An 18,192-nucleotide genomic window follows, 5' to 3' on the forward strand; every position below is an offset into this window, starting at 1 on the left:
TAGTCGAGAATTAGTATAACTTAATTAATATATCTATATAAATAGTATAACACATTCCCTAAATGATGGTTTAAAAAATTTCAAATAACATTTATAGTTTACATATTATTATTATGATATTTACATAAAAATACTTATATTATTATAAATTTGGGTATTACAGTGATATAATCAAAACAAAAATATTTTAAAGGAGTTTTTTATGAAAGATTTCATTAATTTACTTAAAAAAGGAAGCAAGTCTTCGCTTTCTGCTGCAATTGTTAACTTTATTTTAGGTTGTTTAAAGTTATTCGCTTTCATCTTTACAGGAAACATTGCGATGTTTGCTGAAATGATGCACTCTTTCGGTGATGCAGCAAACCAACTTTTTGTATTTTTAGGATCAGCATTTTCTAAAAGAAGTCCAAATCAGAAGTTTCCTCTTGGATACGGAAGATTAATTAACCTCGTCTGTTTAATAGCTGTCATTATTGTAGGTATTTTATCTTATGAGACGGTTAAAGAAGGTTTTCACCATATTGTCCATCACAATGAAACTGGTGGATCATTATTATTATTCTGGATTAATATCGCCGTTCTATCTATCGGTATTATTTTAGAAGGTAGTGTATTAAGAAAAGCTGGTAAAGAAATCTTGGAAGAAGCTGGTGAAAGCAGTAAGGGATTATTGACACCTTTTACTAAAAGTTATTTACTGATTGGTAAAGCTAAACCTGCAACAAAATTAGTATTCATGGAAGATACTGTCGCAACTGGTGGTGGTATTATTGCCGTTCTTTCAATCATTATCGCAAGATTAACAGGATTGGGTATGTTAGAAGGTATTGCTTCAGTCATCATTGGTGTGATGATGTTTATCGTTGTGGGTATTATCTTCATTGAAAATGCACAAGGCGTTCTTGGTATCGCCGATCATGAATCTGAAATACATGCTTCACGTGTCATACTAGATGATAAAGCAATTAGTGATATTAAAAGACTTGCTGTTATTAAAGAAGGAGAAGCACTTCATATAGAATGTTTATTAGAAGTTAATCACAATTATACACTTAAAGAGTTGTCAGATATCAGAAAACGGATTATATTAAAACTGTTAGACTTATCTCATGTTGAAGATGTGAACATTGAATTCATTGAAGATGACGGTCAAACAGACTGGAATGGAGATAGTGGTCCTTCAGCAAATATTCAATATAATAAGGAGCGTTTATAATGCCAATCGTAAACATTAAATTAATTGAAGGTAGATCTGATGAACAATTGAAAGGTCTTGTAAAAGATGTTACTGAAGCCGTTCATCAAAATGCAAAAGCACCAAAAGAAAATATTCATGTCATTATTGAAGAAATGAAACCTGAACACTACGGTGTTGCTGGTACACGTAAATCTGATTCATAAGAACTATATCAATATAAAAAGCAATAAATGGTCAAAATGACCATTTATTGCTTTTTTAGTTCCCTCATAAATTAATCGTTAAGAAATTTCTTAATAGCTTCTTTATTTTTTTCTTTGTCGATTTTTAATATTGCCCCATTTTCAATATCATTCTCATTTGTATAAGAACCTTTAACAGGGACTGTTAACGTCTTAATATCTTTATCGCCTCTAGCTAAGAAGCTAGCTCCCGTTTTGTAAATTGTTTGATCATCTAAATTGGTATTAACATAACCTCTAGCAATACCAGCTAATTTCGGTGCTTTAACAACTGAATCTACACTCATCAATTCTGATTTTAGTGCAGTCATAACTTGTTGTTGTCTTCTAACACGACCAAAGTCACCTTCTTCATCGTGTCTAAAGCGCGCATAACCTAATAATTCTTTCCCGTTTAAATTATGTTGCCCTTGTTTTAAAGAAACACCAATTTTTGCAGACATATCTTTTTCAACATCGATTGGAATGCCTTTAGGTGCAATTTCATCGACCATTTCTTCAAATCCATCAAAATCGATAATTGCATAGTATTCCGGATCAATATCAAGGTTCTTCTTCAATGTCTTACGTAATAATTCAGGTCCGCCTAATGAATATGCAGTATTAATCTTATAATTACGATAGCCACCTGGGATTTCTGAATAAATATCTCTCATGACAGATACAATTTTGAGATCTTTTTTCAAGTAATCGTATTGAACAATCATAATTGAGTCTGTTCTAGGTTGTGAATTATCTACTTTGCGGTCCTCACCTAATACGAGCACATTTACTTTACCATCATTCCGCGTTGTACTATTGAATTTATGTAATTGATGCTTTTTACCGTTATCTGATGAAACTTTCAAACCAGATTTATAAGAAGCATTAATGTAAAATCCAAGTCCAATTAAAAGTAAGATGATACCTAAGAAAATAAAAGGTCTTTTTTTTATTCTACGCTTTTTTCTTCTTGTAGGTATATTCTTTTGACGATTATCTTCAGTTTCTAATTGATTATGCGAAGTCATTGTTACCAACCTTTTATCTTCAAAATTGAGTCTAATTATATTATAATGAGACTCATACATTAAGTTAACCAATTTATAAACTAAAAATCAAGAAAAATTGCAAAGCTAACTTAAAAATAAGACTTGAGACTGAATAAAGGATGGTAAAAATATCATGAATATGAATAAAGCGTATTTTGCAGGAGGATGCTTTTGGTGTATGGTTAAGCCATTTGACCAATATGAAGGAATAGATAAAGTGACTTCAGGTTATATGGGTGGAACAACTGAAAATCCAACATACGAAGAAGTAAAAAAAGGTGATACCGGACATTATGAAGTTGTCGAAATCCAATATGATGTAGCTTTATTCTCATATAATAGACTGCTAGAAATATATTTTTCTATTATTGACCCTACTGATGCTCATGGACAATTCCAAGACAGAGGTACACAGTACGAAACAGCTATTTTCTATACAAATGATGATCAGAAGAAACTTGCTGAACAGTATATCGAACAACTCAATAAAGAATTACCAGAAGGAAAATCAGTCGTTACAAAACTATTACCATATAAGCCTTTTTACAAAGCTGAAGATTATCATCAAGATTTCTATAAGAAGAATCCTGAAAGATATCAAGAAGAACAAACAATTAGACAAAGTTTAAAATAAACAAGTATAGCATAACAGTATCGTATACAATTATGCTATACTGTTATTTTTATATAACATCTATCAGTATTTAAGATATAAAAGGAGAACATTATGGAACAATGGATTACTGATTTTATGACGCATTATGGATATATCGGTGTCTTCATACTCGTATTTTTAGAATATGTTATACACCCCTTCCCTTCTGAAATCATATTAACATTTGCAGGCTTTATGACTTCACAATCAGACTTGAATATCATAATTGTATGTTTACTTACAATTTTAGGTGCTGTACTCGGAGCACTTGTATTATATAGTGTTGGTGCTTTTATAGGAGAAGAACGTTTATATAAATTTATACATAAACGCGGCAAATATATAGGTATCAAAATTCAAGACTTAGATAAGACCATTCAATGGTTAGACAAATATGGACATTGGGCTATCTTTTTAGGACGCTTTATCCCAATCGTCAGAACACTCATTTCATTACCAGCCGGTATAACTAAAATGAACTTACCCGTATTTATACTTTTAACAGCTGTCGGTACAGGTATGTGGAATATATTTCTAATTATGCTCGGTAAAATGCTAGGTAATCACTGGCATCAAATTCTTGTATATGTAGGTATGTATTCTAAAGTGTTTATTGTAATCATTGCGATAGCAGTGCTATACGTACTATACTTATGGTATAAACGTATAAAAGAAACACGTGTTAATTAAATACAAGCAAAAACCCAAAACCACTTTTTCACAAGTGGTTTTGGGTTTTTATTTATGATTAATTGTTAAAGATACTCTTATTAAATTCCATAATAGCGAACTATATTTACGATATACTAAATATCTCGGTTCCCATTCTGGATAAAATTTTTGTTTATAATTCCGTAATCCTTGGAAGCTATATAATCCATTCATATTTTCAAATACTTTTGCTGCAAATTTTTCTCTTAAATATGCATATTGATTATGTCCTACATTGGATAATGTAGCCATTCCGATATTAAATTGTTTATAGCCTTGTTCTTGTGCCCATAACAACATATGGATATATAAAGCATCCATCATTGGTAGTTCTACTTCTTTGTTCCATCTAATTAAATCTACGGATATGGAATCATTATAGTTCGTATACATTAATGAACAGAACCCTACTATTTCTTTGCTATTATTTCTTATAACTGCGATTGGTGCTTTATTTAAATAATCTTCATCAAATGATCCAACTGAGAAACTCATTTCTCTCTTGTCACCTAACCAGCCGTCACTAATAGATTTCAGCATATTGATGTCATCTTGTGCATATGGCACTTCTATAATTTCAAATTGATAGCCTTCTGACGCCATTTTATTATGTGTTGCACGCATACCACGTTTTTTCTTACCAGATAAACTAAACGTTTCGAGATCTATGAGCGCTTCTTCTCCTAATTTGAAAAAGACATTTCCATAATCATGATATAAAGAAAGTAATTTACTTTGTACTTGATAGAAAATAATATCATGACCTAAAAAGTGCATTTGATCATAAAATTCTTTTAATACTTCATGATATTTATCCGAGTTACCGACTGGATCACCTAACACGATAACAGCATTCATCGTGTGTCGATACATAATAAAGACATCTTCATCTTTATTAACATAAAATGATTTATCTCCTGTAAATGCTAAGTGACTCACATATGAACCTTGATTTTGGTCGATAATAGTCTGTATCGTTTCATATGTTGCATTTGTATATAAACTTTTTTGGAATCTTTTAGAGAGAATATATGTTATGCACATACCGATTAAACATAATATCGCAAGAGCAATTAAGAACATTGTAAACACAGCATATTTATCAAATTTCGTAACTTCATGTGGATATAAATTCAAATAATTTTTAGTGACAATTCTATTGAAAATAAACATTGTCAGAATTAATACACCACTTAAAACTATTTTCATAGGTGTCACAATCTTTTTGACAACAAGTGCATTTTTGTAGCCGATAAATAATAATACTAAAAGCGTCGTTAACCATAAAAATGCAATGATCGTGCTATTCGTTAATATGGATACAACTAACATTACAATGACGGAAATAATGCTCATGAGTATAGAACGCATCGTACCAGACATAACGCCTTTCGCACAAATCAGTAACATAAGTGTAGAAGCTGTATGTAATGCTAATAAGATTGAATAAAAAGTATAATGATGAGAGTAAATAGCATCATATAAGATTAAAATGTGATTAAAATAAAGGACAAATCCTGTTATACCAGATAATAGCCCTAGCGCTAATGTTGGTACTTTGTTCATAAAGTCACTTTGCACAGACTTGATAAACGATGTTGTATCAACTGCTGGTGTATAGAATTTACTTTCTTCGATGTATTTTTTAGCGATACTACCAAATTCAAATGTAGATAAACCAAGTGCGATTATAAATGGGAAGAAGTAACAAGCAACTCTATAAAGTAATAACGCTAGTAATACTTTTTCTTCAGGTACGCCAAGTGACTTAATTCCTAATAAGATCACTAAATCAAACGCGCCAAATCCCCCAGGTATCATACTAATTAATCCTGATAAGGCAGCAACGACAAATATACCGACTAAGTGCGCAAAGTCTACATGTATATGTAAAGCTTTTAAAATAACAAATAATAAGTAGCTCGCGGCAATCCATTCGAGTGCAGATACTATTGTAAACTTAAATCCAAGCAATCTATCTCGACTTATAGAAGGTTTCAAATACGACACAACTATAAATAATGGAAGAAACAAGCTGCCAATATATATGACAATTTTAGCCCATGAAATATCAGCTAGTAATACATCTGCATTAAAAACACGAAATACAATAAGTGCACATAATAAACTTAAACCACTTAACATGGATAACAATAACAATGAAACACTTTTAACTAAATTTTTCTTATCTTCTACATCATTTCTATAAGAATAAATTCTTAAACCCGCACCTATTAAACCACCAAATCCTAAAATACTGTTAAACGTATTAATAATATAGCTAATGGATAAAACTTTGTGTATCGGTAAACTGATTTTTAAAGACTGCTTTAGCATCATGTCATATAGTGATAAAACAGAAACGGACAGTACACCTAATATAATGATGCCTACAAAATAAAATGTATTCATTTCTCTAAAAAGAACGATAGTCTTTTTAAAGTCGATTTTCCCTAATTCATTATGCAATACAAATACAACGATGCATAATACGATACATATAAATAGAACCTTTAATATTGGCAAAATTTTCTTTCGATTTAATAGTTTCATATTCCAACCTTCTTTTATTCTGTAATACTCCCAAATAATACCATATAAATATATAAATTAAAATGTTTAAAAAAGACTGCCATTAAGCTTCAAAAGTTAAAGGCAGTCTATCTTTATAGTTTATTCTTTTTCGTATACAACTTCTTCATCTTTAAACTCGTATGGACCTGAGTCATCTTGATAATACTTATTATAACGACGTTTAAATAATGTGAAGAGATGTGTCACAGCTACTTTAATAATAGCATAAGCTGGAATACCTAAAATAACACCAAGTACACCTGCTAAATTACCTGCACATAACAATACAAAGATGATCGTTAAAGGATGAATTTGCATAGTTTTCCCCATAATATTTGGAGAAATAAAATGTCCTTCTAAAAATTGAACTGCAGCCCAAACGATTGCAAGTTTCAATAACATAAATGGTGAATCAATGGCTGCTAAAATAATTGCTGGTGAAATAGCAATAATCGGACCTAAATACGGTACAACACTTGTTACAGCAGCAATACTTGCTAATGTTAAAGCATAGTCTAATCCAATGATTGAATAACCGATAAATAGTAATACACCAATACAGAAAGCAACAATCATTTGACCTTGAATATAAGAACCAACTTGAACGTTCATTTTATCAATTAAATCGTGTGTATCTTTTCTGAATTTTGGTGGCATTAATCTAATAAAGTAATTTCTAAACTTTGCACCATCTTTAAGTAAAAAGAATAATACAAATGGGAATGTAATAATGATCACAACAACATGTGTAATTGTAGATACAAATGATTGAAACTTATTACTGAAATCCCCTACTGAATTAGATATTTTCTTTGGAATATCACTAAAGTTTTGTTGGAACCAATTTTGAGCTTGTGTATAGTAATCCGCTACAAATGAATTTTGAGAAAGCTCTTTTAATTTATCACTAAATTCATCGAAATATGTAGGTAAATTTTTAGATAAACTCTCAACTTGATGTTGCACAACAGGTATTAATAACGTCACAATTAGTGTAAATGCTGCGATAATTACACATAATAATATGATGATCCCCCATAATCTAGAGATGTTAAACCTTTCCATAAAATTAATTAAAGGATTAAACAAATAGAATGCAACGAACGCAACAATAATTGGGCCAATTAAAGTTGTCGTAATCGTAACGATAGGTTCAAAAATAAATGAAACATGTTGGAATATAAATATTGTTAACCCTATCAAAATCAATAATCCTAAAATGAAATAAATATCACGTCCACCGAAAAACTGCATAAAACGTGTTGTTTTATTCAAAGAATTATTGGAATGCTTTTCTTTTTGCAAAATAAGCCCTCCTCTTAAAGATTTATAATCTATTATACCCTAATCGTTTCACTTTAAAAACAAAAATTTACAATTATAGTTTACATAATAATATTATAATGGTTTAATTTTTAGGTATAAAAAAAAGATACACCAAAAAGATGTATCTTCTAGAACATAAAAGTCTTATTTAACGACTAATATTTTATCGCCTTGTTCAACAGAACCAGTTGTTAATACTTCTAATGAAGCGTCACCAAGGTTTGTAACAACAATTGGTGTAACAGTACTATCAGCATTTTCTTTAATAAAGTCTAAATCTACTTTCATTAACGGTTGACCTTTAACGATATCTGTATCAGCTTCCGCTAAAATTTCAAATCCTTTACCTTCTAATTTAACTGTTTCTAAACCGAAGTGGATTAATAATTCAACACCGTCATTAGATTCTAAACCGATTGCATGTTTTGTTGGGAATGTCATTTTCAATTTACCATCAAATGGTGCAACTACTTCACCAGTTTCAGGAATAATTGCAACGCCGTCACCCATCATTTTTTCAGAGAATACTTTATCTGGTACTTCAGAGATATTAACAACTTCACCTTTAATAGGTGCATAAATTGTTGCGCCACCTTCAGCTAAAATAGCAGCACTTTCTTGATCGCCTTCTTCAGTAACAGTTGTTTCATCAGGTTTCGTAATTTCTCCTGAAATGATACGTGCCATATCATGTTTAATTTGATCTGATTTAGGACCGAAAATAGCTTGAATATTGTTACCAACTTCAAGTACACCAGAAGCACCTAAATTTTTCAGTTCATCTTTGTTTACTTCAGATTTATTTAATACTTCAACACGTAAACGCGTAATACATGCATCTAAATGTTTGATGTTTTCTTTACCACCCATTGCATCTAATACATCGAATGGAAGTTCAGCTACTGAACTGTTGCGTGTTTCAGATTCTTTATCTTCACGACCAGGTGTTTTTAAGTTGAATTTCTTAATCGCAAATGTGAATAAGAAGTAATAAACTAACGCATAAATAATACCTACTGGAATTACAAGTAATGCATTAGTACGATCCCAGTTTAATAATCCGTATAAGACGTAATCGATAAATCCACCAGAGAAAGTCATACCGATTTGGATATGTAGAAGATGCATCACTAAGAATGATGTACCTGCTAAAATAACATGAATACTGTATAATACTGGCGCTACGAATAAGAATGAGAATTCTAATGGTTCAGTAATACCTGTTAAGAATGATGTTAAACCTGCAGATAACATTAAACCACCGACAACTTTTTTACGCTCTGGGCGAGCTTGACGATAGATTGCAAATGCTGCAGCTGGTAAACCAAACATCATAAATGGATATTTACCAGTTGTGAATGCACCAGCTGTAAATGGTACACCGTCTTTAACTTGTGCCATGAATATTCTTTGGTCACCACGAACTAATTCACCAGCAGAATTTACATAGTTACCAAATTCGAACCAGAATGGTGAGTAGAAAATGTGATGCAATCCAAATGGAATTAAAGCACGTTCAATAATACCAAATATAAATGTCGTTAAAGCTAAGTTCTTATCTAATAAGAATGTAGATAAGTTATTTAAGCCATCTTGAATTGGTGGCCATGCAAATGAAAGAATAATACCTGCAATAATTGCAACTACAGATGTGATAATTGGTACGAATCTTTTACCAGCAAAGAATCCTAAGAATGGTGGTAAGTTGATATTATAATATTTGTTGTAACACCATGCTGCAAGAGCACCCATTATAATACCACCAAACACCCCTGTTTGAAGTGTTGGAATACCAAGAACTAATGCGTTTGCTGGATCTTTAGCAGTTTGTCCTAAAGTTTTAGCGCCTTCAGCGTAGCTATAAATATCATCAATTGAAATACCTTTAACAACACCCATTGTTGTATTCATAATAAGGTAACCTACTAATGCTGCTAATGCTGCAACACCATCTCCTCCAGCTAAACCTAATGCAGTCCCGAGTGCGAATAGCAATGGTAAATTATCAAAGATAATTTGACCTGATGATTCCATTACTGAAGCTATCATAACAATAACATCAGATTTTAACCAAGGTGCAATTTGAACGAATTGATCGTTTTGCATTGCATTACCAAACGCAAGTAAAATACCTGCTGCTGGTAAAATCGCAACTGGTAACATTAATGCTTTACCAATACGTTGCAATTGTCCAAAGAACTTTTTAAACATAATTAATACCCTCCTAATTGTTTAACTTTATAAATTACGGCATGAAAAAAGGCATGAGCAAAGAAACTTACCATTACGGTAAAGTCTATTTGCTCATGCCTGATCGTATCAGTAACACGCAATTTATAAGTTATTATTAAAGTGTTGGATGTGCATCGTTAAATATGCCAATTCAGATTGATATACTGGCTTCTTCAACTGTGTTTGCATCATCTTCACTATCTTTACAGAAATATTATAGCACAATGGATATTGCGCTTTCAATAGTGTTTCGATATTAGTTGCATCTGGAATTCGTTCATCTGCCAATACTCTTTGAATCGCAAAGTGAAGGTGCCGAACAAAACGACTATAATTAATACTATTTTTGTTAATATCAACTTCTAGGCCTTCTTCTATTATAATGATTGCTTTTTGAATAATCGCTTTTATATTGTGTATATCATGAATTGAATGGTTTACTTCAGCAGAGTGGATATGTAATGCAATAAATCCAGCTTCTGATTCAATAAACTGTAAGTTTAATTTTTCATTTAATATTTTAACAGCTTTTTCTGCTATTTGATATTCTCTCGGATAAAGCAATTCAGTCTCTTTTAAAAAAGGATTATGAACATGTATACCTTCTTTAATACGCTTGATCGCAAATAACATATGGTCTGTTAAAGATATTAATGTCTTTTCACTAACACTTCCACCCAATTGCTTATCAATACCATTTACAACTTCAAGTACGATACTAAACACTTCATCATTTGTACCATCTAATAATTGCTTATATTTATTTTTATCATTTTCAGATTCTAATAAATATACCTTTTCGATTAAATCTGTATTAATTTCTTCACCTTGTTTTTTTCCGAAACCAATCCCCTTACCAACTAATATAACTTCTTTATCATAATAATTAGCAACTAACACATTATTGTTTAATGCTTTTTCGATAATGTATTTTCCCATATATTAAACCTCATTCTAAAGACCTATTACATATTATACATTTGATGATAATATAATGATAGATATATTTTATATCAATAAATACGAGGATGTGCAAACATATGAAAAAGACGAAACTATATATAATAAGTGTTCTTGCTGTTTTATTATTATCTACAATTTTATATCCGAAACATCAAGCCCATGCGGTAACTGAAGAGGCTTGGGATAATGCCGTTACTGTTTATGGTGCAGCATTACAAAACAATTCAAGTGCTAAAGATACAACTTCTAACTTATTAGGCACTAAAAACAGTGACAAGACAACTTACGTTACAGCTGATGACTTAAATAAATACTTAAATATGCAATCATCAAATGATGTCTTAAAATCAAGTATCCGTATTACAAAGACTTCTAAAGGTAGTGGTCTTAACTTAACGATCAATCAAGACCAAGGTCAAATTACAAAAGTAACTAAAGACACATATAAAAATGCTTTAATGACAGCTGGTATTCAAGATGCAGATGTTACAATTGCATCTAGTGAAGATGTAACTGGCGAAAGTGCCTTAGCTGGTGTATATAAAGCATTTGAAGAACAAGGTGAAGAAGTAGAATCAAGCAGAACACAAGTCGCTCAAGAAGAATTATCTACAATTAACCAAATTACTGAAGAAAATAAAGGTCAAGAAGGATTTTCTCAATCACAATTAAACAAAACGATTGCAGAATCTAAACAAGCTGTAGCTGAAAAATCAGGTAATGTAACAATCAATGAAATTACAAATATCGTCAATCAGAAGATTGAAGACAATGGCTTAACAAACGTTATTAATGATAATCAAATTAATATGATTGTTAATGTTATTGATAAAGCACAAAAAGACGGTGTCTTTAGCGGTGAAAATGCAAAAGACTTTATTAATAACTCAAAAGATTATGTTAATGATTTAGTTAAATCAGATGAATTTAAAGATGCAAAGAAAAAAGCAGAAGATTTAGGTAACGATATTAAAGACAAACTTCAAGACGAAGGTTTCTGGGATAAAATCGTAAATGCCATTAAAGATATCTTCAATTCAATTGCAAACTTATTTAAATAAATTGAAAACGCCATGGGCTAGTGCCCACGGCGTTTTTCTTATATTATTTATCTTCGTCTTTATCATCATCTTTAATAATGTCAAAAGTATCTTCTTTAGGTTCTTCATACTTTGTATTTACTTCAGGTGATTGTTCTGTTGTTTCTTTTTTGTTTAATGTTGCATAAGGGTTATCGCCCCATGCTTCGATATTATTATAGTTAACTTTTAAGTTTTCAATTTTAAATACTGGATTTAACTTACGCTTTCTTTGTGCACGATAATCTTTAGCAACTTCAAATACAACTGTTGCAAGTCCGAATAGCGCTACGATATTGATGATTGCCATTAATCCCATAAATAAGTCTGCTGTATCCCATACTGTTTGTACTTGTACAACTGATCCTACAAAGACCATGGCTACTACTAAAGCTCTAAAGATAAACATTATGATTTTATTTTTAGTTAAGTATTCAATATTTGATTGACCGTAGTAATAGTTACCAATAATTGAAGAGAATGCAAACATAAATACGGCTATTGTTAAGAATATACCACCGAATTCACCAACATGTGTTGTAAGTGCTTGTTGCGTAACAGCCACACCTTGAGGCGCATCTACTCCAAATTGTAAATCAGTATAAAGTAATAACATGATTGCTGTTGATGAACAGATAATCATAGTATCAAAGAATACACCTAACGCTTGGATTAAACCTTGTTTAACTGGGTGACTTACGGCTGCTGTTGCTGCTGCGTTTGCTGCAGAACCCATACCAGCTTCGTTTGAGAACAAGCCACGTTTAATACCTTGCATAACTGCAAATCCCATTGCCCCACCAAATGCAGGATGTAAACCAAATGCACTTTTTACGATATTTTGAATCATTGGCCAAATTTGATCAGCATTCACAAATAAGATATAACCAACTAAACCGATATATCCAACTGCCATAATTGGCACGATAAATGAAGATACTGTTGCGATACTTCTTACACCACCAAAAATAACTAATGCTGTAATAATAGCCAAGATAATTCCAGTTATCACATTTGAAAATTCATACTGTTCATTTAAAGAAGCTGCAATCGTATTAGATTGAACTGTGTTAAATACAAATGCAAACGTTACTGTTATAAGTATTGCAAACACAACACCAAGCCATTTCTGACCTAAACCACGTTCTATGTAATAAGCTGGTCCACCACGGAACCCACCTTCTTTATCTTTAACTTTATATACTTGTGCTAATGTTGCTTCAAAGAATGCACTTGCTGCACCAATAAATGCAATAACCCACATCCAAAATACTGCACCTGGGCCACCTAATACAATCGCTGTTGCAACACCTGCGATATTACCAGTACCAACACGAGAAGCAGCACTTATAGCAAATGCTTGGAAAGAAGATATACCTTTTCTTCCATCTTCTAATGTTTCAGGTTTTTCGAAAATGACTCTAAACATTTCTGGTAGCCATCTAAGTTGTACTACTCTAGAACTTATTGTAAAGAATACACCAGCTAGTAGTAATAGGAAAATTAAGTTTTGAGTCCAAATTAAATCATTACCCCATTGGACAAAATTATGAAACCAATCTGGGATATAACTATCAAAATCTTTCAAATAAATCCCTCAATTCTAATAATATAGTCATAATAAATTGCTATCATGATTTTACCATGTGCCATTCATTATGACTATATTTTTTTAATCTATAGATTTTTCTTCAAAATATGCATCAATAACTTGACCAAAGTCATTCTCGTCAACAACAAATCGACCATTTGTGTATCGTTCACTAAAGTTAAAGTCTTTAGTATTCACTTTGATTTGATCTTTTTCTGAAATCATCACACATGTTTCATCTTCTGCTAATGTTCTAGCAAATACGATTCTATGCGCTTTAGATTTTAGTTCTTTCAAGATCATTAAACCACGTTGAGATCTTTTAGCAGGTACAAATTGTTCTGCTTTCATTCTTTTAACTGAACCACGATCTGTCACAATAAACACGGATTGATCATTTGGTAATTTATCTGTCATCACAACTTTATCATTATCTTTCAAGTTAATAGATTTAACACCGGCTGCTTTCAAACCAATATCGGATAACTCATCCGTATCATAAGTTAAGCTCATACCTTTTTCGGTAATGACTGTTATAAGTTCATCATTTTCTATTTTCAATACAGAAACAACTTCATCGTCACCTTTAAGTTTAATGGCAACGAGTGGTTTTGTAATTCTGCTCGCTTTAAATTTATCATTTGTAGACTTTTTGATCATGCCGTTTTTCGTCGCGATAATATAATTAGACGATAACTTGAAATCTGTTTCTTTATTTACAGAAATGACAAGTTCATCATCATCAATTGGAATCATTTGTGAAATATGTTTACCAAGATCTTTCCACTTTAAGTCCACAATTTCATGTACAGGTATAAATAAGTAATTACCTTTATTTGTGAATACAATTAAAGTATCTTGCGTATTCATTTTTTCGTGCATTAATAAGTAGTCACCGTCTTTAAGCCCAACTTCTTCAACACCACTTGCGATATAACTTCTATTAGACGTACGTTTAATGTATCCATCATGCGTAACAGAAACAATAGTTTCTTCACTTGGAACTAAAATTTCTTTTTCAATTTTAATTTCTTCAATTTTTTCTTCGATTTCGGTTAAACGTTCATCAGCAAATTCTTTTCGAACTGCTCTAAGTTCATTTTTAATCACTTTAAATAATGATTTTTCATTTTGTAAAATATCTTTTAAGCGTTCGATAGTTTGTTTAAGTTCATCAAATTCATTTTCTAAAGAAACAATATCTGTGTTTGTTAATCTATAAAGTTGTAACATTACGATTGCTTCAGCTTGTTCTTCAGTAAATTCATATTTCGCAATTAAATTTTCCTTCGCATCACGTTTGTTTTTAGAAGCTCTAATTGTTTCAATAACTTCGTCTAAAATAGACAATGCTTTAATTAAACCTTCAACGATGTGCATACGTTTTTGTGCTTGAGATAATTCATATTGAGAACGTCTTGTTACGACTTCTTTTTGATGTTCAATATAACTTTCAAGAATTTGTTTGAGGCCCAATAATTCAGGTCTTCTATTATTAATTGCAACCATATTGAAATGATAAAGCACTTGTAAGTCTGTGTTCTTATAAAGATAATTCAGAACACCTTCACTATTAATATCTTTCTTAAGTTCAATGGCAATTCGTAAACCTTCTCTATCTGTTTCATCACGAACTTCTACAATACCTTCAATTTTCTTATCTGCTCTGAGTTCATCAATTTTCTTAACTAACGTACCTTTGTTAACTTCAAATGGTACTTCAGTTACGACTATTTGTTCTCTTCCGCCTCTAATTTTTTCTATTTCTACTTTACTTCTAACAACGATTTTACCTTTACCTGTTTTATAGGCTTTCTTAATACCATCTAACCCTTGAATAATACCGCCTGTTGGGAAATCCGGTCCTTTTATATGTTCAATTAATTCATCTACAGATGTGCTTGGCTTATCGATAAGCTTTAATGTCGCATCAATGACTTCTCCTAGATTATGCGGTGGAATATCAGTTGCATATCCAGCAGAAATACCTGTGGATCCATTGACTAATAAGTTAGGATACCTAGCTGGCAATACCATCGGCTCCATCGCAGTATCATCAAAGTTTTGTACATGTTCAACTGTTTCTTTATCGATATCTTGTAATAATACTTCAGCTAACTTACTTAATTTAGCCTCAGTATAACGCATTGCTGCTGGAGGGTCATTATCAATACTACCGTTATTACCATGCATTTCTATTAGTACGTGTCTCAATTTCCAATCTTGACTCATACGAACCATTGCATCGTATACAGAAGAATCACCATGTGGATGATAATTACCGATTACGTTACCAACCGTTTTAGCACTTTTTCTAAAGTTTCTATCATACGTATTACCGTCTTTATACATCGCAAACAATATTCTACGTTGTACAGGTTTTAATCCATCTCGTACATCAGGCAGTGCACGATCTTGAATGATATATTTACTATATCTACCGAATCTATCTCCAATTACATCTTCTAAAGGAAGGTTTTGAATTTGTTCAACCATTATTTAACTTCCTCCTCTAATGATTCTACTTCATCATCAAGTACTTGAATGTCATCACTTTCAAGTATACTTTGATCTTCTTGCATACCAAATTGAACGTGTCTTTCAATCCATTCTCTACGTGGTTCAACTTTGTCACCCATCAATGTAGTCACTCTTCGTTGTGAACGTACTTCATCATCAATGCTTACTCGAATTAACGTTCTTGTTTCAGGATCCATTGTTGTTTCCCAAAGTTGATCGGCATTCATTTCACCTAAACCTTTGTATCGTTGTAGTGTGAAACCTTTACCAATTTTCTTCATTAATACTTCTAAATCTTCATCGGTCCATGCATATTCAACTTGTTTTGACTTACCTTTACCTTTTTCTAATTTATATAAAGGTGGTAATGCAATATATACTCTACCTGCTTCTAATAGCGGTCTCATATACTTGAAGAAGAAAGTTAATAGTAATACTTGAATATGTGCACCATCTGTATCGGCATCTGTCATAATAATCACTTTGTTGTAGTTACTATCTTCAATATTAAAGTCTGCACCTACACCAGCACCTATTGTATGAATAATCGTATTGATTTCTTCATTTTTAAAGATATCTTCAAGTTTAGCTTTTTCTGTATTAATAACTTTACCTCTTAACGGTAAAATTGCTTGGAATTTACGATCACGCCCTAATTTAGCTGATCCTCCGGCAGAATCCCCTTCGACTAAATAAAGTTCGTTTTTCTCTGTATTTTTACTTTGTGCTGGCGTTAATTTACCAGATAACAAAGTTTCTTTACGTTTGTTTTTCTTACCATTTCTAGCTTCTTCTCGTGCTTTTCTTGCTGCTTCACGTGCTTGAGATGCTTTAATCGCTTTTTTAAGTAATGCTTTTGATAATTGGCCTTTTTCTTCTAAGTAGAAAGGCAGTTGATCTGACATAACGGAATCAACAGCTGCACGTGCTTCAGTTGTACCTAATTTAGACTTAGTTTGACCTTCGAACTGTAATAAATCTTCTGGAATTCTTACAGAAATAATAGCTGTCAAACCTTCACGAATGTCACTACCATCAAGATTTTTATCTTTTTGTTTAAGTTCACCAATTTTACGTGCATATTCATTGAATACACGTGTAAATGCTGTCTTTAAGGCTGTTTCATGTGTACCTCCGTCTTTAGTACGAACATTATTAACGAAACTTAGAATTGTTTCAGAATATTGGTCATTAAATTGAAAACTAATATCAACTTCGATTCCATTTGATTCGCCACTAAAAATTGCAACGTCATGTAACACGTCTTTGCCTTCGTTTAAATAATTTACAAATTCTTTAATACCATCTTCATAATGATAAAATACTTCCCTTCTTTCTTCTCCCCTTAAATCCGTTACTTTTATCTTAAGTGCTTTCAGTAAAAATGCTGATTCTTGAAGTCTTTCACATAACGTTTCAAAGTTAAAATGAGTTGAAGCTTTAAATATTTTAGGATCTGGTTTGAAATGAACAGTTGTACCCGTTTTACGTGTTTTCCCCTTTTTCTCTAATGTTGTAACAGGTACGCCACCGTTTTTGAATTTTTGTTTATAAATATGACCTTCTCTATAAATCGTTACTTCTAACCATTCACTCAAAGCATTAACAACTGAAGCACCCACACCGTGTAGTCCTCCAGATGTTTTATAGCCGCCTTGACCGAATTTACCGCCGGCATGAAGGACAGTAAATATAACTTCAGGTGTCGGTTTACCAGTCTTATGTAATCCTGTAGGCATCCCCCTGCCGTTATCATGAACAGAAATACTATTATCTTTATGAATGGTCACTTCGATTTCCGTACCGAAGCCATTTAAAATTTCATCAACAGAGTTATCTACTATTTCATATACTAAATGGTGAAGTCCGCGGACATCTGTTGAACCAATGTACATACCAGGTCTTTTTCTTACTGCTTCTAAACCTACGAGTACTTGTATTGAATCTTCACCATATTGAACTTTTGCTTGTTTATTCAATATTTCTCCTCCTACAAACGTACGTTCGTTTCTTTTACTTTACAATAGTTATTTTGTTATAAATCCCTAGAAAATGCAAGCCCTATCCCTA

The 18,192-nt window shown here is 31.9% G+C and carries 13 protein-coding genes; 5 read left to right on the forward strand and 8 right to left on the reverse strand.

Annotation, left to right across the window (positions count from 1 at the left end; genetic code table 11):
- Positions 1–202 precede the first annotated feature (202 nt).
- A complete protein-coding gene (locus tag MUA60_RS08335) occupies positions 203–1,216 on the forward strand; it encodes a cation diffusion facilitator family transporter (protein WP_262647868.1) in 1,014 nt (337 codons plus the stop codon).
- Positions 1,216–1,401: a 2-hydroxymuconate tautomerase gene (locus MUA60_RS08340; RefSeq protein ID WP_037560206.1), complete on the forward strand. Its 186-nt coding sequence runs from the start codon at positions 1,216–1,218 to the stop codon at positions 1,399–1,401. The genes MUA60_RS08335 and MUA60_RS08340 overlap by 1 nt, the downstream gene beginning before the upstream one ends.
- Positions 1,402–1,472: 71 nt before the next feature.
- Here the strand turns inward: MUA60_RS08340 and MUA60_RS08345 are convergent, their stop codons facing one another.
- A complete protein-coding gene (locus tag MUA60_RS08345) occupies positions 1,473–2,450 on the reverse strand; it encodes an LCP family protein (RefSeq protein ID WP_262647869.1) in 978 nt (325 codons plus the stop codon).
- 154 nt (positions 2,451–2,604) lie between these two features.
- Here MUA60_RS08345 and msrA point away from each other — a divergent pair, with 154 nt between their 5' ends.
- Positions 2,605–3,105, forward strand: coding sequence for a peptide-methionine (S)-S-oxide reductase MsrA (msrA, locus tag MUA60_RS08350; protein ID WP_058611338.1), 501 nt, complete (start codon positions 2,605–2,607; stop codon positions 3,103–3,105).
- Positions 3,106–3,198: 93 nt separating this feature from the next.
- A complete protein-coding gene (locus MUA60_RS08355) occupies positions 3,199–3,816 on the forward strand; it encodes a DedA family protein (RefSeq protein ID WP_262647870.1) in 618 nt (205 codons plus the stop codon).
- Positions 3,817–3,864: 48 nt separating this feature from the next.
- On the opposite strand, the gene mprF is transcribed toward MUA60_RS08355, so the two are convergent.
- The 4 genes from mprF to glcT all read right to left on the reverse strand — a co-directional run bounded on the left by mprF (position 3,865) and on the right by glcT (position 10,908).
- Positions 3,865–6,390, reverse strand: a complete 2,526-nt coding sequence (mprF, locus tag MUA60_RS08360; RefSeq protein ID WP_262647871.1) for a bifunctional lysylphosphatidylglycerol flippase/synthetase MprF — start codon at positions 6,388–6,390, stop codon at positions 3,865–3,867.
- A 120-nt stretch (positions 6,391–6,510) separates the two neighbouring features.
- Positions 6,511–7,665, reverse strand: a complete 1,155-nt coding sequence (locus MUA60_RS08365; RefSeq protein ID WP_262650604.1) for an AI-2E family transporter — start codon at positions 7,663–7,665, stop codon at positions 6,511–6,513.
- A 216-nt stretch (positions 7,666–7,881) separates the two neighbouring features.
- Positions 7,882–9,948: a glucose-specific PTS transporter subunit IIBC gene (ptsG, locus tag MUA60_RS08370; protein ID WP_262647872.1), complete on the reverse strand. Its 2,067-nt coding sequence runs from the start codon at positions 9,946–9,948 to the stop codon at positions 7,882–7,884.
- 123 nt (positions 9,949–10,071) lie between these two features.
- The gene (gene glcT, locus MUA60_RS08375) at positions 10,072–10,908 is read right to left on the reverse strand and encodes a glucose PTS transporter transcription antiterminator GlcT (RefSeq protein WP_262647873.1); all 837 of its coding nucleotides are present in this window, start codon (positions 10,906–10,908) and stop codon (positions 10,072–10,074) included.
- A gap of 101 nt (positions 10,909–11,009) precedes the next feature.
- On the opposite strand from glcT, the gene MUA60_RS08380 reads away from it, so the two are divergent.
- Positions 11,010–11,993: a DUF1002 domain-containing protein gene (locus MUA60_RS08380; protein WP_262647874.1), complete on the forward strand. Its 984-nt coding sequence runs from the start codon at positions 11,010–11,012 to the stop codon at positions 11,991–11,993.
- A 43-nt stretch (positions 11,994–12,036) separates the two neighbouring features.
- Here MUA60_RS08380 and MUA60_RS08385 read toward each other — a convergent pair whose 3' ends face one another.
- The 3 genes from MUA60_RS08385 to parE all read right to left on the reverse strand — a co-directional run bounded on the left by MUA60_RS08385 (position 12,037) and on the right by parE (position 18,101).
- On the reverse strand, positions 12,037–13,599 hold the full coding sequence (locus MUA60_RS08385) for a glutamine transporter AlsT (RefSeq protein ID WP_262647875.1): 1,563 nt from the start codon (positions 13,597–13,599) through the stop codon (positions 12,037–12,039).
- Between the two features lie 84 nt (positions 13,600–13,683).
- On the reverse strand, positions 13,684–16,098 hold the full coding sequence (gene parC / locus MUA60_RS08390; RefSeq protein ID WP_262647876.1) for a DNA topoisomerase IV subunit A: 2,415 nt from the start codon (positions 16,096–16,098) through the stop codon (positions 13,684–13,686).
- On the reverse strand, positions 16,098–18,101 hold the full coding sequence (gene parE, locus MUA60_RS08395) for a DNA topoisomerase IV subunit B (protein ID WP_262647877.1): 2,004 nt from the start codon (positions 18,099–18,101) through the stop codon (positions 16,098–16,100). The genes parC and parE overlap by 1 nt, the downstream gene beginning before the upstream one ends.
- Positions 18,102–18,192: the final 91 nt, after the last annotated feature.

The sequence above is a fragment of the Mammaliicoccus sciuri genome (assembly GCF_025561425.1).
Lineage (GTDB): Bacteria > Bacillota > Bacilli > Staphylococcales > Staphylococcaceae > Mammaliicoccus > Mammaliicoccus sciuri_A.